This is a genomic window from Collinsella aerofaciens, from assembly GCF_040915545.1.
GTDB classification, from domain to species: domain Bacteria; phylum Actinomycetota; class Coriobacteriia; order Coriobacteriales; family Coriobacteriaceae; genus Collinsella; species Collinsella aerofaciens_BE.
Map to the genome: position 1 here is coordinate 1 of NZ_JBCPDH010000021.1, position 21548 is coordinate 21548.

Sequence of the window (21548 nt, forward strand, 5' to 3'; positions counted from 1 at the left end):
TCTCAAGGTGCACGCTTTGCGGCTGATCCGGTTCGACCGGGCCGCGCGGCAAGGAGATATATTGCCAGACCGGAGGGGCCCCGGGGGCGGGAATCTGGGCGTACACATTTCCTACACATCTTGTGATCCGACTAACGTTTGCCAGCCGTTAACTACCGCTCGCCGAGCATCTCTTTATATAAGGCAGTCTCATGGTTAAAGCGGATACGTCCCCCTAGCTAAAGCACAGCCAGCATCGAGCAACTCATCACGTTCTTCCACCGAGAACCCCTCGGCGTAGACGCGCACCACTGGTTCGGTCCCGCTAGGACGGACCAGCAGCCACGTGTCATCCTCGAATGACAGACGCAAGCCGTCCATATGACTAACGTTTTGCGGCACCTTGCCACAAATCGACTTGGGGTTTACGCCCGGCAGCAGGGTTCGTAACGTTTCGGCATCTTCGGCCTCAAGGCGCAAATCGCGTCGACCGTAACTCGTCTTACCAAAACTGTCCTCGAGTTGGTCGACCAGAACGCCCAAAGGCGCGTCCGTCTTTGCCATAAGCTCACACAGAATCAGACAGGCGAGGATTCCATCGCGCTCGGGCATATGCGCGGCGATGCCGATACCACCGGCTTCTTCGCCGCCTATGAGGACGCCGCCCTTCTTCATCTCCGCCGCTATATATTTGAAACCGACTGGTTTGACGGTCACGCGGCAGCCAAGCGCCTCGGCAATGCGACGTACGAGCGTCGAGCATGAAAGATTGACGACGACGCGCCCCTCCAAATTACGAAATTGAACCAAGTCGCCCAAAACGAGCGCCATGATCTGATGCGGATGTATATATCTGCCGCGCTCGTCAACCGCGCCGATACGGTCGGCGTCGCCGTCGGTCACCAGGCCAGCGCAAGCTCCGTCCTCGATAACCGTGCGCTCGCAAGCGTCCACCCAAGGTTCAACGGGGTCGGGGCAGATATCTTCTTGGTCAGACGCCTGCCCGGCGTGAATCTCGTGCGCCTCAACGCCAAGCTCGCGCAGCAAGTCGGCTAGATAGCCCTGGGCTGCGCCGCCCATGGGATCGACAACCACGCGCAGGTGCGCGGCGCGGATGGCTTCGGCATCGACAAATGATGCCACCGCCTGCATATAGTCAGGAATGATATCCGCGGTGCGATATTGCCCCTCGATCCCCATTGGCTCGGGAGCCATGGTCTCTTCGAGCTCTTCGATGACATCCTGGTTGGCGGTTGAGCCGTCACCCATGCGAATCTTGAGGCACAGATAACCCTGCGGATGATGGGACCCCGTCACCATGAGCGCGCCGCACGCCTCACCGTCATAAGCCGCCGCCCACGTAAGGGCAGGGGTCGGAACAGGTCGCGAAGCGAGCACGGCGTCCAGCCCGTGCGCTGCTAGCACGCCCGCCGCAAGTTCAGCGAACTCGCTCGCCAGGGGCCGGGTGTCGAACCCTATATATACTGTTTTGCCCGGATTGGTCTTTTGCCACAACTCGCCGACGGCATCGGCGATACGAGCAACGTTATCGGCAGTGAAGTCCTCATCGACGCGAGCGCGCCAACCGTCAGTTCCAAAATGAATTATCGCGCACACGCGCAGACACCTCACAGTGTTTGGATCATGGTACGCATGGGGTATACCCGCAACATGCACTCGGCAACCTGCCGGCACCAGCATTCACCATTTGGGCAAATGCTGCCGAGGACATGCAAGCAATAAAAAAAACCGCCCCGTATGGAGCGGTTTTGCCCTTTATATATCGAGCGCCTCGGCCATCGCGGCCGTAGTGATTGCCGTGGTTCCACAGCAACTGCCCACCATTGCGGCACCGGCATGTCTCCATTCGATGCATGCGCGCGCGAAAGCTTCGGGGTTCTCGTGCCATACGGGGCCATCCTGAGTCTGGACCGGATCGCCTACGTTGGGACGCACCGTGACGGGAGTAGTCGCCGATGCAACCATCCTGGGCACCGCCGCGTTCGCGGCCGCAAGCGAACAGCAATTAACACCAACCGAGTTTGCGCCGTGTTTTTCGGCGTACAAAACGGCCGCCTCGATGTTGAGGCCATCGCCCAACAGGTCGCCTTTATCGTCAACGACAAAACTCACCAGAACAGGCATGCCGTCGGCGGCATCTCGGGCGCCGGCAAGCATGGGCTGCAAATTACGGATAGACGTCACCGTCTCGATCAGCAGACCGTCAACGCCGGCATTGAGCAAGGCGTGCGCCTGTTCGCGCGCAATGCCTCGGATTTCACGATACTCGGCAGAGTCCTCGGCAAACCACTCAATACCGATCGGGCCCATCGAGCCCAGCAGCAGTTGCGGGTGCGCCTGGCGAGCATCGTCGACGGCCCCGCGATTGACCTCCGCCACGGACGGCGCAATCTGGTCGTGCTTGAGGGCATAGCTTGATGCCTGAAAGGTGTTGGTAATGAGCACCTGCGCGCCGGCAGCGACATACAAGCGATGGATACGAGAAACGGTCTGCGGCTCTGCCAGATTCCAAAACGCCGGTGGAATGTCGGCGGCATCGTACTCACTCAACAGAACACTGCCCATGGGGCCCTGCGCCAACAAGGTCTCGCTCGACAAGCGGCGCGCAAGTTCCTCGGCACCAAAGCGGTTGTAATAACTCGTATCCATATATATCCCGCTATTCCTCGACGCTGATTCCTTGCTTTTCGAGATAGGCGAGCCAGCGGTTCATCGTGTCCTCGGAAAGCGCATGCTCCATCATGCAGGCCTCGGAATCGGCTCGCTCAAATTCGACACCGAGCTCCTGAACCAAAAACGTGCGGATGAGGCGATGACGGTACCAGATAGCCGTACCAACCTCGCGGCCGCGATCGGTCAGGACTACCTTGCCGTAGTGCGATTGCTCGACAAGTTCGGATGCCTTGAGCGCCGAAACCGCTTTATTGACCGATGCCTTGGAGACGCCAAGGCGCTGCGCGATGTCGACCGATCGAACGCCGTTGGTTTCCCCCTCTTCGCTTTCAATGCGAACCATGCACTCCAAGTAGTCTTCGTTCGCCACCGTCAGATGTAGTTCGCGCGAGCTATTTGTCGTATCCATGATCTTCCGTCCCTTCTGCATTCAATGGCTGATTCTACCCCATCCAAGCGTCGCGGTATGCCGTGGCATACCGTGCTAGAGTTCTTGTTGCACACGACGACCAAGATTGGAGCGGTCTTTATGGAAAACACCACCACGAACCCCGATGTCCTCGAGCGCTTTTTGCGCTACGTCCAGATCAACACGCAGTCCGAGGATGCAAACTGCGACCAGGTACCCTCGAGCGCCGTTCAGTTTGACCTTGCCAACGTGCTGGCTGAAGAGCTGCGCGAGCTTGGTGCGGAAGATGCCCACGTGACCGAGCACGCCTATGTCTGCGCGCATATCCCCGCAAGTGCGGGCGCTGAGGACAAGCCCGCCCTGGGCCTGATCGCCCATCTCGACACCACCGAAGTTGCACCGGGCGCCGGCGTGAAGCCGCACATCGTACACCACGAAGGCGGCGACCTGGTCTGCGGCACGGTTGACGGTAAGCCCGTTGCCATGAGCACCGCCAAGCTTCCCGCCCTGAATGACCTCGCGGGTGAGGACCTGGTCTGCAGCGATGGCACCACGCTGCTGGGCGCGGACGACAAGGCAGGCGTCGCCGAGATCATGTCGCTTGTCGCGCGTATCGCTCAGGACCCTTCTCTGCCCCATCCTGCACTCGGCATTTGCTTCTGCCCTGACGAGGAAATCGGCCACGGAGCCGAGCTGTTGGATATCGATACCTTTGGCTGCAAGTACGCCTACACGGTCGACGGCGGCCCCATCGGCGAGCTGGAGTGGGAGTGCTTTAACGCCGCCGAGGCGACCGTCCGCTTTGAGGGCCAGTCCATCCACCCGGGCGACGCTAAGGGCCGTATGGTCAACGCAGGCAATCTGTTCTGCGACTTCAACGCGTTGCTCCCCTACGTGCAGCGCCCGGAGTATACGGAAGGCTACGAGGGCTTTTATCACCTTGAGGGTGTATCTGCGACCGTCGATCACGCCACAGCGCGCTATATCATCCGCGACCATGACGCCGCCAAGTTCCAGCAGAAACTCGACCTTATTGATGCCGCCGCCTCGATGCTCAACCAGCGTCTGGGTGAGGAGCGCGTGACGGTCGAGATTAAGCAGCAGTATCGAAATATGGCCGAAATCGTTCGTGACTATCCCGAGCTTATTGATGTTGCCAAGGAAGCCTACCTTGCCTGCGGCGTTGAACCCCAAGTGCTGCCGATTCGCGGCGGCACCGACGGTGCACAGCTGTCGTTCCGCGGTCTGCCCTGCCCCAACCTTTCCACCGGCGGCTATTGCTACCACGGCGTCAACGAGTTCGTCCCGGTCAGTTCGCTCGTCAAGATGACCGACGTCCTGCAGGAGCTCGTCGCCCGCTTTGCATAGGGAACTCGAACAATCCAGGTAAGCAAAACCGCCCCGTCCTCAAAACCGAGAACGGGGCGGTTTTTGGTGCAAGGGGAGTAGTCAGCACCGCAGGTTGAGCCAACGTCAGCGACCGACGTCCAAGGCGAACAAGTTGGCATGAAAAAGGCAGGGCATTGACCTTCTGGTCATGCCCTGCCTTTTGAATGACAAATTGTCGCCTTGGGCGGCGCGCAGCGTCGAGCCGTTACGGCGTTTGGTAAAACGCCGTAACTTAGTAGTTGGCTTCGTAGCCGTTGCCGTCGCCGGTGGGCTCTTCGTAGTAGTCCGAATCGCTTGAATCGCTTGAGTCATCGGAATCGTCAGAGCTGACCGATGAGGTTGCGGTACCGTTTGCGTAATCGTCAGACGTGTTGTTGTTCAGGTCGCCAATCGTAGAGCTGGAACCATCGGAAAGACCCATGGTGTTGGGACCCTTGGGATCCTTGCCGGCATCGACGCGCTCCATCATTTCCTTGAGCTCGTCCTCGTAGACAAAGACGTAGCTCACACCGTCGATCATGGTGCTGTCGTCGGCGTACGAGGGCAGGTTGGCCGAGTAGATACCGTCGACATCCATACCGCGCATGGCGTTGACCGTAGCCACGATATCCTGAACGCTCATATCGGTTACGAGCATATCGGACAGCGAATTAACCAGGCCAAAAATCTTCGTGGCATCGAAGTTATTGAGAATCTGGTTGGCAAGGGCGCCAAGCACCTGACGCTGGTGGCGCATGCGCGTGTAATCGCCGTCGGCATAGGTGTAGCGGCAGCGGGCATAGGTTAGGGCGGTGGCACCGTCCATATGCTGCTGGCCAGCGGTAATCTTAATATCCAGGTGCTCAGGGTCGTCAACATCATCGGTTGCGTTAATGTCGATACCGCCAACCGAATCAATCAGCGCCTGCATACCGTCGAAGCTGACCTCGGCATAGTGGGAAATCTGAACACCGCACAGCTCGTTGACCGCCTCGACCATGGCCTCGGCGCCGCCAACGGTATGGCAGGCGTTGATCTTCATGGTCTCGCCCTTGTACTCGACCTTGGTGTCGCGCGGAACGGAAATGAGCGTCGCCTGCTTTTGCGTGGGGTCGATGCGTGCCAAGATAATCGAGTCGGCACGATACGTATCCTCGCCCGGACGGCCGTCGGTGCCAAGAAGCAGCACGTAGAACGGATCCTTTGCCTCATCGGTGTCAACCAGAACCCGACGCAGATTGTCGGTAATGACATTAGAATCGCCGAGCTTGCCCATAATGGTGGCAAACCACAGGCCGGCAGCGGTAGTGGCACTCAGCAGCACGCCAAGCACGACAATGAGCGCGACGTGACGAATCGTGTGGCTACGACGACGTTGGCGAGCGCGCTCGGAATAGCGAGCCACGTTATCGCGACTGTAGATCTTGGCCTGCGCACCAGTTGAGGGTCTTCGGGTGCTAGTATCCGCGAGGGGCTTTTTATTAAACATAGGCAACCTGTATTAGTAGATGACGGGATCGGGGACGGTAGCATGCTCGACATGCGCGCCGAGCGCCTGCAGCTTTTCGACAAACTGCTCGTAGCCGCGCTTGATGTGATGGATAGCCGAAACCTCGGTCGTCCCGTCGGCGATCAAGCCCGCTACGACGAGGGCCGCTCCGCCACGCAGATCGGGCGAGGTAACCTGTGCACCCGAGAAGCCCTTGACGCCATGAATCATGGCATGATGACTCTCGATACGAATGTCGGCACCCATGCGCACCAGCTCAGAGGCAAACATAAAGCGATTCTCGAAGATGTTCTCGGTGATAACGGAGCTACCGTCGGCAAGGGCGGAGAGTACCATAATCTGCGCCTGCATGTCCGTCGGGAAGCCGGGGAACGGAAGCGTCTGGATGTCGACCGGCTTGATACGCTCGGCACGGTTTACATGGACGCCATCCTCGACGCGCTCGCAGTCGATACCCATGAGCTCCATCTTCTTGAGCACCATGCCCAAGTGAATGGGGCAAAAGCCCGTGACATCGACACCGCGATCGTCGGCCATCAACGCACCGGCAACGATAAAGGTACCGGCCTCGATGCGGTCGCCCACTACGCGATGGGTAACAGGATGGAGCTCTTCCACGCCTTCGATAGTCACGACGGGCGTGCCGGCGCCAACAATCTTGGCACCCATCTCGTTGAGCATGTTGGCAAGGTCAACGATCTCGGGCTCGCGGGCAGCGTTGTCGATAACCGTGGTGCCCTGTGCGCGCACGGCAGCCATGATGAGGTTCTCGGTAGCGCCCACGCTCGCGAACTCGAGCGTGACGGTGGTGCCGTGCAGACCCTGGGGAGCACTGGCGTTGATGTAGCCGTGGGCGGTGTCGAACTCAACGCCCAGAGCCTCGAGACCCAAGATATGCATATCGATCTTGCGAGCACCCAGGTTGCAGCCGCCCGGCATGGCAATTTTGGCGCGATGGAAGCGGCCCAGCAGGGGTCCCATGACGGCGGTGGAAGCGCGCATCTTGGCAACGAGCTCGTAGGGGGCCTCCCATGAATCGACCTGAGAGGTATCAATCTCGAGCGTGTGCTCGTCGAGAACTTCAATCGTCGCGCCCATGCCCTTGAGCACCTTGCCCATAACGTGGACATCAGAAATATCGGGCACGTTCTGAAGCGTTGTCTTGCCCGGCGCCAGAAGCGTTGCGGCCATGAGTTTGAGTGCGGAATTCTTTGCACCCGAGACGGGCACGGAGCCTCCGATGGCGTGGCCACCCTCAACGCGGATAATATCCAAGGTCTACCCTTTCAAAAAGCATGCCCGGGGTGGCTGGGCCATCCCGGGCATGATGTGTTCGCAAATGGTCGAACGCTAAAACGTTTGACTATTGGGCAAGCTTGAGCTTACACCATGCGATTTCATTATAGAGGTAGGCGCGGCGTGCATCATCCTCCGACAAATTACCCAGCTTCTCTTCAAAACCTTGAATATCAGCTTTAACCTTGTCGGCGTCGACGGTCGCCAAATCGCAAGCGCGCTCGGCGAGGACGGTCACGACATCGTCCGCAACCTGGGCATAGCCGCCGGCCACGGCAAACGTGTGGTCGACAGTGCCCATGGCCTTATCGGAAACGCGAACGTAACCGCGGTCGATCGTGCAGATTTCGCTGGAGTGAGCAGGCAGAACGCCAAACTCGCCATCCGTAGACGGAATCGACACAAACGCAGCGTCACCCTCATAGGCGAGGCTCACGGGGCACACGATGCGGATACGCATAACCTACTTCTCCTCCATCTTGCGGGCGCGCTCACGCACGTCCTCAATCGTGGAGGCATAGCGGAATGCCTGCTCGGGCAGGTCATCGGCCTTGCCGTCGACAATCTCGGCGAAAGAGCGGACGGTATCCTCGACGCGGACGTAGACACCGGGGTTGCCGGTGAACTTCTCGGCGACATGGAAGGACTGCGAGAGGAACTGCTGAATCTTACGGGCGCGGTTGACCGTAAGGCGCTGCTCCTCGGACAGCTCGTCCATACCCAGAATGGCGATGATGTCCTGAAGGTCGGAGTACTCCTGCAGGAGCTCCTGGACCTTGACGGCGACACGGTAGTGCTCCTCGCCGACGATCGAGGGATCGAGAGCGTCGGAGGAAGACGCGAGCGGGTCGATAGCCGGGAACAGGCCAAGCGACGAAATGCTACGCGAAAGAACCGTGGTGGCGTCGAGGTGCGTAAACGTCGTGGCAGGCGCCGGGTCGGTTAGGTCGTCTGCGGGGACGTAAACAGCCTGGACGGAGGTAATGGAGCCCGTCTTGGTCGAGGTAATGCGCTCCTGGAGGTCGCCCATCTCGGTTGCCAGCGTGGGCTGGTAACCAACGGCGGACGGCATACGGCCCAGCAGTGCGGAAACCTCGGAACCTGCCTGGGAGAAGCGGAAGATGTTGTCGATGAACAGCAGAACGTCCTGGCCACGATCACGGAAATACTCAGCGGTGGTAAGGCCGGCCAGACCGATGCGCAGACGCGCTCCGGGCGGCTCGTTCATCTGACCATAGACCAAGCAGGTCTTGTCGATAACGCCAGACTCGCTCATCTCGAGGAACAGGTCGGTGCCCTCGCGGGTACGCTCGCCGACGCCGGTGAACACCGAGGTGCCGCCGTGCTCCTGAGCGAGGTTGTTGATGAGCTCCTGGATCAGAACGGTCTTGCCGACGCCGGCGCCGCCGAACAGACCTGTCTTGCCGCCGCGGATGTAGGGCTCGAGCAGGTCGACGGCCTTGATACCGGTCTCGAAGATCTCGGTCTTGGTGGTGAGCTCGTCGAAACGGGGCGCTGCATGGTGGATGGGGTAGAACTCCTCCACCTCGGGCATGGGCTTGCCGTCGACGGGCCTGCCCATGACATTCCAAATGCGGCCGAGCGTCTTGGGACCAACGGGCATCTTCATGGGCTCACCGGTATCGGTGGCGATGAGGCCGCGCTGCAGGCCGTCGGTCGAGGACATGGCGACCGTGCGGACGACGCCGCCCGGAAGCTGGCTCTCGACCTCGAGGATCGTGCTCAGATGACCGATCGGGGTCTCGGCCTCGACCGTGAGCGCGTTGTAGATCGGGGGCACCGCACCGTCAAACTTGACGTCGACGACAGGACCGATGATTCGCACGATGCGACCATCACCGGCAGTCGTCTTCTTGGTGGCTTCCTCGACCGCAAGCTTTACGGTGTTATTAGCCATTACTGTTCCTCCAATGCTGAGGCTCCGCCGACGATCTCGTTAATCTCGGTCGTGATCGAAGCCTGGCGCACGCGACTATACGTGCGGGTAAGGGTCGAGATGATCGCGGTGGCGTTTTCCGTCGCGGAGTGCATGGCCTTGCGGCGTGCACCCTGCTCGGCAGCCGCCGAATCGATCAAGGCCTGGTAGATGACCGTCAGGATATAAGACGGCACAAGCTTGCCGAGAACATGCTCGGGAGAGGGCACGAACTCGAACGTGGACGAGATGCGCTTAGGGGCGTCGGTCTCGTTCTTACGCGGACCGTGGGCCATAGCGATCATCTCGGGGTCGAGCGGCAACAGATGCTCGACGCGAAGCTCCTGATCCACGCGGTTCTTGGCGTGGTGGTAGACAAGCTCGACACGGTCAAGCTCACCGGCACGATACGCATCGCAGATATGAGAGGAGATCATGCGGGCCTGATTGAAATCGGGCTCAGAGGAGTTGCCCTCAAAGTGCATGACAACGTTTGCGCGGTCACGGAAATACGTGGCCGGCTTACGCCCGCACGCGATGATCTCGCACTCGATGCCGTCGTTCGCCCAAGAAGCGGCGAGCTTTTCGGCCGTGCGCTCCACCGTCGTATTGAAACCGCCGGCAAGGCCGCGGTCCGAGGCAATAACGACAATCAGGCCATGCTTGACACTCTCATGCTTCTGCAGCATGGGATCGGTGCCCGAACAGGAGGCGTCGCCGGCGACCGTCAACATGACGTCGGTCAGCGCCTCCTTATAGGGCTCGGCCTGCTTGGAGCGATCGAGGGCACGACGGATCTTGGCCGTAGAGACCATCTCCATCGTGCGCGTGATCTGCTTGGTCGTGGTAACCGAGGAGATTCGCTTCTTAATGTCGCGAAGGTTGGCCATAGGGCTTAGTTCTCCTCTGATCCAGTCGTATCGGCATGGTGCTTAGCCATGAACTGCTGCTTAAAGTCGCCGATGACGCGCAGGAGCTCAGCCTTGGTGTCATCGTCAATCTTCTTGGCGCGAACCTTGTCGAGCAGCGAGCCAAAGCCATTGTCCATGTACTCGATGAGCTCGGCACGGAAGGGCAGCACGTCGGAGATTTCCAGGTCATCCAGGAAGCCCTCGTTGCCAGCGAACAGCGTAACGATCTGCTCGCCAACCTCAAACGGCTTGTAGCGCGGCTGCTTCAGGAGCTCGGTCATGCGAGCGCCGTGGGTAAGCTGCTTTTGCGTGGCCTCGTCGAGGTCGGAGCCGAACTGCGTGAAGCCGGCGAGCTCCTGGTACGAAGCGAGGTCCAGACGGAGGTTGCCGGCGACCTGCTTCATGGCCTTGGTCTGCGCGTCGCCACCGACGCGGGACACGGAGATGCCCACGTCGACTGCCGGGCGCTGGCCCTGGAAGAAGAGCTCGGACTGCAGGTAGATCTGACCATCGGTAATGGAAATGACGTTGGTCGGAATGTAGGCCGAGACGTCGCCGTCCTGGGTCTCGATGATCGGAAGAGCCGTCATGGAGCCGTAGCCGTTCTTCTTGGACATCTTGACGGCACGCTCGAGCAGACGAGAGTGCAGGTAGAAGATGTCGCCAGGATAGGCCTCGCGTCCGGGCGGACGATGCAGCGTCAGCGACATCTGACGGTAGGCCACAGCCTGCTTGGACAGGTCATCGTAGATGACGAGCACGTGGCCACCGGGGTTGGTCTCGCTGGCGGGCTTGCCGTCCTCGCCGTTGTACATGAAGAACTCGCCGATAGCGGCACCGGCCATAGGCGCGATGTACTGCATAGGGGCGGAATCGGCAGCAGTGGCCGAAACAATGATGGTGTAGTCGAGCGCACCGTGCTGAGCGAGGGTCTCGCGGATGTTAGCGACCGTGGAGGCCTTCTGGCCGATGGCGACATAGATGCAGACCATGCCCTTGCCGCGCTGGTTGAGGATAGCGTCGATGGCGATGGCGGTCTTACCGGTCTTACGGTCGCCGATGATGAGCTCACGCTGACCGCGGCCAATAGGCACCATGGAGTCGATAGCGAGCAGACCGGTCTGAACCGGCTCGCACACCGGGGTACGATCGATGACGCCGGGGGCCTTGAACTCGATGGGACGACGGTGCGTGGCGACGATGTCGCCCAGGCCGTCGATGGGCTGGCCGAGCGGATTGACGACGCGGCCGAGCATGGCACGGCTCACGGGGATATCCATAATGCGGCCAGTGGTGCGGCACTCGTCGCCTTCCTTGATGGAGTCGACGGCACCAAACAGAACGGCGCCGACCTCGTCACGGTCAAGGTTCTGGGCAAGGCCGAAGACGGTCTCACCGGTATCGGAGCTCTTGAACTCCAGAAGCTCGCCTGCCATGGCGCTCTTGAGGCCGGAGACGCGCGCGATGCCGTCGCCTACCTCGTCGACCGTTGAAACCTCATGCGTATCGACCGTCGCGGAAAGGCTCGTGAGCTGCTCCTGCAGTTTCTTGGCGATATCCTGGGCATTGAGGGTTTCGGACATTAGGCTTCACCTCCGTACGAATTAGCAGAGTTTGCGAGGGTCTCCTGCGCGATGCGCAGCTGTGTCTTGACGGTAATGTCACGACGCTCGCCGCGGGCCTCGAGCACCAGGCCGCCCACGATAGACGGGTCGACCTGCTCGATAAGGAACACCTTGCGGCCGAAGTCCTGCTCGCATTTCTTAGTGATGGTTTGACGCAGCTCGTCGTCGAGCGGGATCGCCGTGGTGACGGTCACGCCCACTACATCCTCGTCTTCCTCGGCAACATACTTAAAGGCAGCTGCCACCTTGGGAAGAAGGTCGAGCTGGTCGCGCTTGGACATGGTGTCGAGCACGGCGATGATCTCGGGGCTGGCAGAAGCCAGGCGCTCGATCATCTCGAGGTCCTCAAACACATGGTTCTCGGCCTTAGCGGCTTCCAGAAGGGAGCGCGCGTAGGTCTCGAGCACCTTGTCCTGATAGCGGCTAGTCGGCATTCAGGCTACCTGCTTCCTGGATGTAGCGCTCGATGAGCTTCTTCTGCGCGGCATCGTCCTCGAGTGCCTCGCCCACGATCTTGGTGGCGACGGCAACGGACAGGTCGGCGATGGAGCTCGCGGCACCGGCGTAAATGGACTTGCGCTCGTCCTCGACGGTCGTATGGGCCTTGGCGATGATCTCCTCGGCCTCCTTGTGAGCAGCCTCGATGATACGGGCGCGCTCGGACTCGGCGTCCTTACGGGCCTCGAGAACGATGTCGGCAGCCTGACGACGGGCGTCGGTGACGATCGAGTCGGACTCAGCGCGCTTGGCGATAGCCTCCTGCTTGGTCTTCTCGGCCTCGTCGAGGCTCTCCTCGATCTTCTTGCCGCGCTCCTCCATGGTTTTCATGATGCCCGGCAGGGCGACCTTTGCCAGCACGATCCAGATGATCAGGAAGGCGATAAGCGCCGGGATGAACTCCGCCATCTTAGGGATGAGGATGTCCGCACCGGCAGCGCCGTCCTCGGCGAACGCGGAAACCGGCATAAGCAGCGCGGCCGCGGACGCGGAGAGTGCGATCGCGCTCTTCTGGGATGAAAGATTCATACTTGACGCTCCGTGCTATTTAACGATCAGCGCGACAACGAAGCCGATCAGAGCCAGAGCCTCGCCGAAGGCGGAGCCCATGATGAAGACGGTGAACACGCGGCCCTGGACCTCAGGCTGACGGGCCATAGCACCCGTAGCACCCAGAGCAGACAGGCCGATAGCAAGACCAGCGCCGATAACACCGAGACCGTAACCGATAACTCCCACGATTCCTCCTTTGTCGTGCGTGTCTTATTTCACGCAGGATAACCTTTTTATAACTGCCGGGCTCCATGGGTACGGGCACCGGCGGTTTAACGAATTGCCTTACCTTTAAGGCGCGAACGGAAGACTACTCCTCCTCCGCGACCTCCTCTGCCTCGGAGACATACACGGCGGTAAGGACCGTGAAGACGTAAGCCTGGATGGCGCCGACCACAAGCTCGATCGCATAGATCAGGATGAGGATGGCAAGCCAGGCCAGCGAAGGCAGGGCGCCGACGGCGTGGGCCGCGGAAACCTGCTGAAGCAGCGGCTGCATGAACATGCTCGCCATGATGGCGAACGAGCCCATGACCACGTGTCCTGCGAACATGTTGCAGAACAGACGAACGGCGAGCGTGATGAGGCGCAGGAAGGTCGAGAATAGCTCGACAACCCACACGAGCACGTTCATCGGGAAGCTCACGCCCTGCGGGGCGAGGCTCTTGATGTAGCCGATCACGCCGTGAGCCTTGCATCCGTAGTAGATGAAGTACACGAAGGCGAAAATGGCGAGCGCGGCGGTGGAGCCGATTGCGCCGGTGCCGGGCTTCATTCCCGGGATCAGGCCGATCATGTTATTGATCAGGATGAACAGGAAAAGCGAGCACAGGAACGGGAAGTGCTTCTTCCAGTTCTCACCCACGACACCCTTGCCGATATCGTTCTCGACGTACTCGATGATGTACTCGAAACCGTTGACGAAGAAGCCCTTGGGAACCAGGGTCTGCTTCTTCTTGAACACGGCCAGGACGATCAGGAGCACGATCGTGGAGACGATCAGCCAAAACGAGTACTGCGTGATGCCGCAGCTCAGATCGCCCACGACAGGGGTGGAGCTGAACTCGCTGACCAGATGATTAATCTCATCAGGCAGCTTTTCAAAAATTTCCACGACTTACCTTTCGACCTCATGAGGATCTCGCAGCGCCTTGGCGACGCGAACCGCGCAGGCGGCCATAAAGGCCACGAAGCCGATCGCCTCGCCCAGGAGGAACATGCGAAATGCCTCTCCGAACAACACAAACACAACCAAGGTAAAGACGAGCAGGGCGATTGCCGAGACCGCCAGACTCACCATACCCTTGAGCATGTCCGCATTCTGTTTATCGTCAAGAACCGGCTTGAGCGTAAAGACAAAGGGAAGGAAGGCAATCGCGCCCGCGATGGCACCTGCAACGATAGCGAGCAGATCGGCTATCTGAAACACTGGCGTCCTCACTTTCCTTTTTTATCGCCTCACAGGACAGTTCCCGCCAAACATTGGTGACTATTGTACGAGCCAATCGCTAAAGTACAACCGAAAAAGCATCGGTTAATACGCACCTGTTCGTTTTCTTAAGACCTTCTTTATGCCGCAGGTACGGTAATACGTTTTTCTCGAACCCTGCAGGGCAAAACGTCCGTTAACAGGAGTGCGCGCGGTCGTCTTTTGCTCGCCCGCGCGCACCATTTCTTCGTATTTTCGACGTTAGCCGGTATGGCCCAGAGATTACAGCGTGCCGTAGATGCGGTCGCCGGCGTCGCCCAGGCCGGGAACGATGTAGGCAGCTTCGTTGAGATGGTCGTCGATGGCGCAGGTATAGATATGCACATCGGGGTCCTTCTCAGTCAGCGACTTGAGGCCCTCGGGGGCCGCGACGATGCACAGCATGCGGATGTCCTTGACACCGCGCTCGCGCAGGTAGCTGATGGCCATCTCGGCCGAACCGCCCGTGGCGAGCATGGGGTCGACGACCAGGCAGATGCGCTGGTCGATATCCTTGGGCATCTTGCAGTAATACTCATGCGGCTCGTGGGTAACCTCGTCGCGCTCCATACCGATGTGGCCCACGCGAGCGGAGGGTACCAAGTCGAGGATGCCATCGACCATGCCAAGGCCCGCACGCAGAATGGGAACGATGGCGAGCTTTTTGCCGGCGAGCTACTTAAACGTTGCGGTGGTGATGGGGGTCTCGACTTCGACGTCTTCCATGGGCAGGTCGCGCATGGCCTCGTAGCCGTCAAAAAGTGCGAGTTCGCGCACGAGCTGGCGGAACTGGTTGGTGCCGGTGTTTTTGTCGCGCAGAATCGACAGCTTATGCTGGACGAGCGGGTGATCGACAAGGGTCACACGGGACGTATCGTAGGTGACGGTCATGGGTTGATTGCCCCTTTCGTTGCGGCCGGAAGATGGCCTTGCTGACAAGGCGCATGGCGATGTTGTTGCCGCGCGCCGTGCATAAGTTTAACGGTTTGTTGTATCGAGCAGCCCATCGCAGCCCTACTGTGAGGTGCTGAGCGAGCGCCTGACTGCATCACGCCAGCCCGCAAGGTTTTGCTCGCGGCGCTCGGCGGACATGTGGGGAAGGAAGGTCCTAACGATCTGGGCATTTTGCTCCAGCTCTTCCAGATCTTCCCAATAGCCGACGGCAAGACCCGCCAAGTACGCGGCACCGATTGCCGTGGTCTCCACCGTCTCGCATTGCAGCACGGGGATATCCAGCAGGTCAGCCTGGAATTGCATGATGAACTCGTTGCGCGAGGCACCGCCATCGACAGACAGGCGCTCAATCGAAAGCCCCACGTCCTGCTCCATGGCGCGCAGCACGTCGTAGCTCTGATATGCCATGGATTCGCAGGCGGCACGTACGATGGTCGCACGGCTCGAGGCGCCGGTCAGACCGCACACGATACCGCGGGCATGCGGGTCCCACCAGGGAGCACCCAATCCCGCAAAGGCGGGAACGAAGTAGCAGCCCTCGTTGTCGCTAATCGAAGCGGCGAGTTGTGCCGACTCGCTCACGCTCGAGATGATGCCCATGTTGTTGCGAAGCCAGTTCATGGTGGAACCGGCAGCAAAGATGGAGCCCTCGAGCGCATAGCTGACTTTGCCGTCCGCAGCGATACCGATGGTGGAGACCAGGCCATTCTTGGATTCGACGATCTCGTCGCCGGTGTTCATGAGCATAAAGCAGCCCGTGCCATAGGTGTTTTTGGTCTGGCCGGGACGGAAACAGCAGTGGCCGAACAGCGACGCCTGTTGGTCACCTGCCACGCCCATGATGGGCGGCATGTTGGTCATGATGTCGCTCGCGACGCGGCCGTAGTCGCCCGAGCTCCAGCGAACCTCGGGCATCATGGAACGTGGAACGTCAAAGAGCGCCAGCAGGTCGTCGTCCCAATCGAGCGTATGGATATTAAAGAGTGCCGTGCGGCTGGCATTGGTGTAGTCGGTGGCAAAGACCTGGCCGCCGGTGAGGTTGTAGATGAGCCAGGTGTCGATGGTGCCAAACATGAGGTCGCCCGCCGCCGCGCTCTCGCGTGCGCCGTCGACGTTGTCGAGAATCCACTGCACCTTGGAGGCCGAGAAATACGGGTCAAGCGTAAGTCCCGTGCGGGAGCGCACCAGCTCCTCGCAACCCTGTTCAACCAACGCGTCGATCGCCGGCGCGGTACGACGGCACTGCCATACGATGGCGTTATAGATGGGCTGGCCGCTCACGCGGTCCCAGACCACCGTGGTCTCGCGCTGGTTGGAGATGCCGATGGCGGCGATGCGATCGGAATGGATGCCGCTCTTAAACTGAACCTCCATCATGACGGCAATCTGGCTGGCAAGGACCGTCATGGGGTCTTGCTCTACCCAACCGGGACGCGGAAAACTCGTTTTGACGCTGCGACGTGCCTGCGCGACGATGCATCCGTACTCGTCGACGATGGTCGCAAGTACCGAGGTGGTGCCGCAGTCGAGCGCCATGATGTAGGAACCGCCAAAGTCAAACGAGGCATCTTCCATGCCCAGGCTGCCCAGATTCAACGACATCGCTTACACCTTTCTATTGCATCGGGTCGGACAGGACCCGCTCGATCTCTGATGCGGGAAGTGCGCCTTGGCGCAGGATCTGGAGCCCGCCGTGCTGGAACGACACGATGGTCGAGGCGTCGCGACACGGGGTCTCACCGGCGTCGACGGCAACATCGACCCCCTCCAGGATGCGACCCTCGACGGCGGCAAAGCTTGCCGGCGAAGGCGCGCCGTGTGTGTTGGCGCTCGTGCAGGCAAGGGGACTGCCACAGGCGCGGATGAGCGCTTGGACCACGGGAGAGGCCGAAGCGCGCAGGGCCACGGTGTCGTCGGCAGCGCGCATAAAGGTCGGCACGCAGGGGGCTGCCTTGACCACGATAGTCAGGGCTCCCGGCCAGCATCGTCGCGCGAGTACGCGGGCATCTTCCGGGATATCCACGCCATAGCGGTCGAGTGCTTCGACGCCATCGACCAGCCAAGCGACGGTTTGCGTGAGCTCACGTTGCTTGAGAGTGAAGATACGGCGATAGCCGGTGCCGAGCGCAGGAACTGCGGCGCCATTGACGGCAGCCTGCGCATCGCGCGGCCACGATGGGAATTCGCTTGTATCTTGGGGCACGGCGTCCGAGAAGGCGTTGACTGCCACGGCGACACCGTAGACGGTCTCGGTCGGAATCAAGGCCAGGCCGCCGCGGCCGAGCACCTCGGCCGTGCGCTCGACGGCAAGCCGATGCGGCTCGCGCGTTCCCTCGTATACCCGATAGACCGTCTGCATGTGTATGCCAGCCCCTTACGCTCCGGTGCAAGTTTGTTTACTGTGGGGCATTCTCGCACGAAACATTCAACCTATTTGCCCAGAGCGCATGTTGGTTTGGTGAGCGGCTCTAGTAGTCGGTGAAAGTGAGGGGGTTAATTGAAGATTTTTAGCGCGCAAGCGTAACGGTACGATCGGGAAACTCGATGCTTGCAACCAGTTTTCCGCCGAGGCTCTCTGCGTACCTGCTCAGCGTGTCGAGCCTCATCGAACCCAACTCCCCACGCTCGAGCTCGGATACACGTTTTTGAGAAACGCCCATCGACTGGGCGACCGACGCCTGTGTTAGATCTTTTAACCTGCGAATCTGAGCAAGCTTATAGGCTTCGATACGATCGCGAGTCCTCTCCTGCTCGGCGGTAATGGAGTCGCGTGTTATCCCGCGAGATTCCATATACTCATGCAGTTCCATCTCGATCGAGCCTCCTTACGTGGCGACGGTATATTTGCTCGGCCCTTGGAATGTTGATCGCATACCAACCGTTCCATTTTGCCCTTGACGATCCCGCTCGCGACTTATCACCCGCCAATAGCAATACCGCCTGGCGCTTGGGGTCAAAGGCGAAGAGGATGCGAATCACCTGCCCACCACACGACGTCACTCTCAGCTCCTTTAAATGATGAAGCTTCGAGCCCTTTACGCGGTCAACCAGCGGACGACCAAGGCTGGGACCTTCCTTCTCGAGCACCAAAAGGTCTGCATAAATCTGCTTCAGCGTAGCTTCATCCTGCTCATCAAGCCAAGGTTCAATGTAATCAAGCACGATACGGTACCGATACAGCTGATTTGACATACCTTTCTCCTTCTATAGTAGAAGTTTTACGGTATATTGCAAGGACAAATTTGCGCAAATGTCTATTTGTTCAGCTTAAATACGCTGTTTGGGCTCGGTGACGATGGCTCGGACGATGCGGGGGCGATCGGTGAGGTCGTGGACGATGCGCACGTCCGAAAGGCCTGCCTGGCGACAGAGCTCGGCCGCGGCGTCGAGGGCACCCTCGTAGAGCTCGCAGGCAAACAGGCCGCCGGCGCGCAGCATGTAAGGCGCCGCGTTGAGCAGGCGGCGGAAGATATCGAGGCCGTCGGCACCGCCCTCGAGCGCCAGGTCGGGCTCAAAGTCCTTGACCTCGTGCGGCAGCGAGCGCATGACGCCGGTCGGGATGTAGGGCGGGTTGGAGACGAGCACGTCGAAGGTGCCCCACTCGTCGTGGGGAATGGAGCTCACCAGGTTGGTGAGGCTGAAGGCGACCTCATCTGCCGTGAGGCCGAGCGCGTCGCGGTTTTTGGTGGCCAGATCGATGGCGCGCGGCTCGATATCGGTGGCGGTGCAGGTAACGTGGCCGCGGCGCTCCCAGGCAAGGGAGAGCGAAATGCAGCCCGTGCCGCAGCCGACCTCGAGAACGCGGGCAGTGCAGGGCTCGGTTGGGGCAGGCGCAGCGGCATCCTGAGCTGAAGTCGTCTCCTGGCCGGCACCCTCGATGGCGATGCCGTATTCGTCGAGCTCGGACTCGGCGGCTTCCGCGGCTTCGGCTTCTGCTGCCTGCGCGGCGGCTTCCTCGGCCTCGCGGTCGGCCAGTTCCTCGGCATAGGCACGGCTACCCAGTACGTCGCCGCCTAGCGCCGCCTCATCGGCAGCCGTCAGGTTAGCGGCGCGGCGCTCGGCGGCCGCCCGTTCGTCTGCCAGCGCGGCCTCGGCCTTGCGTGCCTCCTCGACCTCATCGTTCCAAGGCAGCTCAACACGCTGACGGGCGGCAGCCTCGGGGCTCAGCACCTCGGCATCCAGATAATTGAGGACTTCCTCGACGAGCATCTCGGTCTCGGGACGCGGAATGAGCACGCCGGGGGCGCACGCGACGTCAATCATGCGAAACTGCGTGCTGCCGGTGATGTACTGTAGCGGTTCACCTTTAGCGCGACGAACAACGGCCGCGTGCATGGTCTCGAGCTGGGCCGCGTTAAGCGTCTCGTCCATGCGCAAATATAGGTCGATGCGTGCCAAACCCGTGGCAGCGCAGAGCAGCCACTCGGCAGAAAGACGGGGGTGCTCCTCGCCGCGCTCGGCCAGGTACTCCTTGGTCCACTCGAGACAACGCTTGATGGTCCAAATCTCGTTTGCCATGGGGCCCTCCCCTCTTAAGCGCCGGGCGGCGCGCGAATGTCGGAGCAGATTGTACGCGAGGCCAGCGCTTGGCAAGGGACGATTGAAGGCAATTATCGAGAATCAGCCCAGAATTTTGCTTGGAACCCATCTGAAGTGCCCATTCGTCGACGTCTAAATCTGCATCCGTCAAGCTTTTGGCAAGGTTGACCCAAAACTGACCAATATCTAACCAAGAACTTGCCACATCGCTTGACGCGCGACGCATCAAAAATCGCCCCGCGACTTCTTGAACGATTTTTCGAGCAATATTTTCAATTGCAGATGCATACCGTTAATTGCTTTAAGCAGGTAAGCAGCTCAAAGGCCATCAAGACGGATTGAATAACATCTCAAAGCAATGTGCCCAACCTAGTCGTTTAAGAACGTCCCCAATGACTACATCCAAGGCGCCGCAGGTAGAGGACGGACAGCGAAAACGCCCCTAAGTGAGCAAGGTGACGTGAAAGAGGAGGGAAGCGTACTTCGGTACGCGACCGACGATTGAACGTCAGATTGCCGCTTAGGGGCGTTTGCAGCGTCGAGCCGTTACGGCGTTTGGTAAAACGCCGTAACTTAAACTGCTTGTGCCAGCTTCTCGGCTCGCTCGGCGGCGGCGAGCGCCTCGATGACGGTACCGAGCTGATCGCCCAGAAGGACGCCGTTGTAGGTAGAGTTGAAACCGATGCGGTGATCGGTCACGCGGTCCTGGGGCTGATTGTAGGTGCGGATCTTCTCGGAACGGTTACCGTGGCCAATCTGGCTCTGGCGCTCGGCACCGAGCTCTGCCTGCTGCTTCTCGAGTTCCATCTCGTACAGACGGGCGCGCAGCATCTGCATGCAGACCTCGCGGTTCTGGATCTGGGAACGCTGCTCCTGCGACTGCACCACGGTGTTGGTGGGCAGGTGGGTGATGCGCACGGCGGAGTAGGTGGTGTTAACGCACTGACCGCCAGGGCCGGAGGCGCAGTAGGTGTCGATGCGCAGGTCAGACTGGTTGATCTGGACGTCGATTTCCTCGGCCTCGGGAAGCACGGCAACGGTAGCCGTTGAAGTCTGGATGCGGCCCTGGGACTCGGTCTTGGGGACGCGCTGGACACGGTGCACGCCGGACTCGTACTTCATAACGGAGTAGACGCGGTCGCCCTCGACCTTGAACTCAATGGACTTAAAGCCGCCGGCCTCGCTGGGGCTGGAGTCGAGCACGGTGGTCTTCCAGCCGCGCGACTCGCAGAAGCGCTGGTACATCTTGTACAGGTCGCCGGCGAAGATGGCCGCCTCGTCGCCACCGGCGGCAGAGCGAATCTCGACGATGGTGTTCTTGTCGTCGTTGGGGTCGCTCGGGATGAGCATGTACTTAATGTCTTCCTCGAGCTGGGGAAGCTTGGCCTCGTTTTCGGAGATGTCCATCTGGAGCATCTCTTTCTCATCGGCATCGGTGGTATCGTGGAGCATTTCCTTGGCGGCCTCGATGTCATCGAGCGCGCCGATGTACTCGCGCGAGGCGGCGATGAGGTCGGACTGGTGCGCGTACTCCTTGTTGAGACGCGTGAACTCCTTAATATCGGAGGCGACGGCCGGGTCGGAGAGCTTCTTCTCGAGCTCCTCGTAGGCCTTGATGATCTTTTCGAGCTTGTCGCGCATGGCGGGACTCCTTTATATGCGTGAAGGTGAAAATCGGCAGAGTTGATGGGGCGCGCGGCGCCGCTGCGGGGGTAAGCCCGGCTAGAACATGTCGATCTTCAGATACATGCGCATCCCTTCGCGTATGGGGTACATAGTTGCGGTCTAACCCATACATGATAGCGTGCG

21 protein-coding genes and 1 pseudogene are annotated in these 21548 nt (G+C 60.1%); 1 reads left to right on the forward strand and 21 read right to left on the reverse strand.

Features of this window, described 5'->3' with window-relative positions:
- Positions 1-195: 195 nt before the first annotated feature.
- From AB5202_RS07230 to AB5202_RS07240, 3 genes are all read right to left on the reverse strand, one after another.
- Entirely contained in the window at positions 196-1596 is a 1401-nt protein-coding gene (locus AB5202_RS07230) for a phosphoglucomutase/phosphomannomutase family protein (RefSeq protein WP_270226424.1), read from the reverse strand.
- Between the two features lie 159 nt (positions 1597-1755).
- Complete coding sequence (locus AB5202_RS07235) at positions 1756-2649, reverse strand: homocysteine S-methyltransferase family protein (RefSeq protein ID WP_117821432.1); 894 nt, start codon at positions 2647-2649, stop codon at positions 1756-1758.
- Positions 2650-2659: 10 nt separating this feature from the next.
- Positions 2660-3082, reverse strand: coding sequence for a metal-dependent transcriptional regulator (locus AB5202_RS07240; RefSeq protein WP_035138800.1), 423 nt, complete (start codon positions 3080-3082; stop codon positions 2660-2662).
- 120 nt (positions 3083-3202) lie between these two features.
- Here AB5202_RS07240 and pepT point away from each other — a divergent pair, with 120 nt between their 5' ends.
- Positions 3203-4450: a peptidase T gene (gene pepT, locus AB5202_RS07245; protein ID WP_138375262.1), complete on the forward strand. Its 1248-nt coding sequence runs from the start codon at positions 3203-3205 to the stop codon at positions 4448-4450.
- 253 nt (positions 4451-4703) lie between these two features.
- On the opposite strand, the gene AB5202_RS07250 is transcribed toward pepT, so the two are convergent.
- From AB5202_RS07250 to prfA, 18 genes and pseudogenes are all read right to left on the reverse strand, one after another.
- Positions 4704-5855, reverse strand: coding sequence for an LCP family protein (locus AB5202_RS07250; protein WP_271755808.1), 1152 nt, complete (start codon positions 5853-5855; stop codon positions 4704-4706).
- Positions 5856-5951: 96 nt separating this feature from the next.
- Positions 5952-7235 (reverse strand): UDP-N-acetylglucosamine 1-carboxyvinyltransferase, encoded by a 1284-nt coding sequence (gene murA / locus AB5202_RS07255; protein ID WP_368144218.1) that lies wholly within the window; start codon positions 7233-7235, stop codon positions 5952-5954.
- An 88-nt stretch (positions 7236-7323) separates the two neighbouring features.
- Complete coding sequence (gene atpC, locus AB5202_RS07260) at positions 7324-7716, reverse strand: ATP synthase F1 subunit epsilon (RefSeq protein ID WP_117746939.1); 393 nt, start codon at positions 7714-7716, stop codon at positions 7324-7326.
- A gap of 3 nt (positions 7717-7719) precedes the next feature.
- The gene (atpD, locus tag AB5202_RS07265; protein WP_368144219.1) at positions 7720-9174 is read right to left on the reverse strand and encodes a F0F1 ATP synthase subunit beta; all 1455 of its coding nucleotides are present in this window, start codon (positions 9172-9174) and stop codon (positions 7720-7722) included.
- Positions 9174-10082, reverse strand: coding sequence for an ATP synthase F1 subunit gamma (gene atpG / locus AB5202_RS07270; RefSeq protein WP_006235716.1), 909 nt, complete (start codon positions 10080-10082; stop codon positions 9174-9176). The genes atpD and atpG overlap by 1 nt, the downstream gene beginning before the upstream one ends.
- A gap of 5 nt (positions 10083-10087) precedes the next feature.
- Complete coding sequence (gene atpA / locus AB5202_RS07275) at positions 10088-11686, reverse strand: F0F1 ATP synthase subunit alpha (protein WP_195521257.1); 1599 nt, start codon at positions 11684-11686, stop codon at positions 10088-10090.
- Positions 11686-12162: a F0F1 ATP synthase subunit delta gene (locus AB5202_RS07280; protein ID WP_271748111.1), complete on the reverse strand. Its 477-nt coding sequence runs from the start codon at positions 12160-12162 to the stop codon at positions 11686-11688. Before AB5202_RS07280 ends, atpA begins: the two co-directional genes overlap by 1 nt.
- Entirely contained in the window at positions 12152-12754 is a 603-nt protein-coding gene (atpF, locus tag AB5202_RS07285) for a F0F1 ATP synthase subunit B (protein ID WP_368144220.1), read from the reverse strand. Before atpF ends, AB5202_RS07280 begins: the two co-directional genes overlap by 11 nt.
- A 15-nt stretch (positions 12755-12769) precedes the next feature.
- Positions 12770-12964 (reverse strand): ATP synthase subunit C-like protein, encoded by a 195-nt coding sequence (locus AB5202_RS07290; protein WP_022094262.1) that lies wholly within the window; start codon positions 12962-12964, stop codon positions 12770-12772.
- Between the two features lie 124 nt (positions 12965-13088).
- A complete protein-coding gene (gene atpB, locus AB5202_RS07295; protein ID WP_022094263.1) occupies positions 13089-13892 on the reverse strand; it encodes a F0F1 ATP synthase subunit A in 804 nt (267 codons plus the stop codon).
- 3 nt (positions 13893-13895) lie between these two features.
- Entirely contained in the window at positions 13896-14207 is a 312-nt protein-coding gene (locus AB5202_RS07300) for a hypothetical protein (protein ID WP_035138788.1), read from the reverse strand.
- Between the two features lie 282 nt (positions 14208-14489).
- A pseudogene (gene upp / locus AB5202_RS07305) lies at positions 14490-15137 on the reverse strand (uracil phosphoribosyltransferase).
- Positions 15138-15260: 123 nt separating this feature from the next.
- Entirely contained in the window at positions 15261-16802 is a 1542-nt protein-coding gene (gene glpK, locus AB5202_RS07310; protein ID WP_368144221.1) for a glycerol kinase GlpK, read from the reverse strand.
- 13 nt (positions 16803-16815) lie between these two features.
- On the reverse strand, positions 16816-17559 hold the full coding sequence (locus tag AB5202_RS07315) for an L-threonylcarbamoyladenylate synthase (protein ID WP_368144222.1): 744 nt from the start codon (positions 17557-17559) through the stop codon (positions 16816-16818).
- A 148-nt stretch (positions 17560-17707) separates the two neighbouring features.
- Positions 17708-18010: a helix-turn-helix domain-containing protein gene (locus tag AB5202_RS07320; RefSeq protein WP_006235701.1), complete on the reverse strand. Its 303-nt coding sequence runs from the start codon at positions 18008-18010 to the stop codon at positions 17708-17710.
- Positions 17997-18392, reverse strand: coding sequence for a type II toxin-antitoxin system RelE/ParE family toxin (locus AB5202_RS07325; RefSeq protein WP_368144223.1), 396 nt, complete (start codon positions 18390-18392; stop codon positions 17997-17999). The genes AB5202_RS07320 and AB5202_RS07325 overlap by 14 nt, the downstream gene beginning before the upstream one ends.
- 75 nt (positions 18393-18467) lie before the next feature.
- Positions 18468-19718 (reverse strand): N5-glutamine methyltransferase family protein, encoded by a 1251-nt coding sequence (locus AB5202_RS07330; protein ID WP_368144225.1) that lies wholly within the window; start codon positions 19716-19718, stop codon positions 18468-18470.
- Positions 19719-20312: 594 nt separating this feature from the next.
- Positions 20313-21380, reverse strand: a complete 1068-nt coding sequence (gene prfA, locus AB5202_RS07335) for a peptide chain release factor 1 (protein ID WP_035138783.1) — start codon at positions 21378-21380, stop codon at positions 20313-20315.
- Positions 21381-21548: the final 168 nt, after the last annotated feature.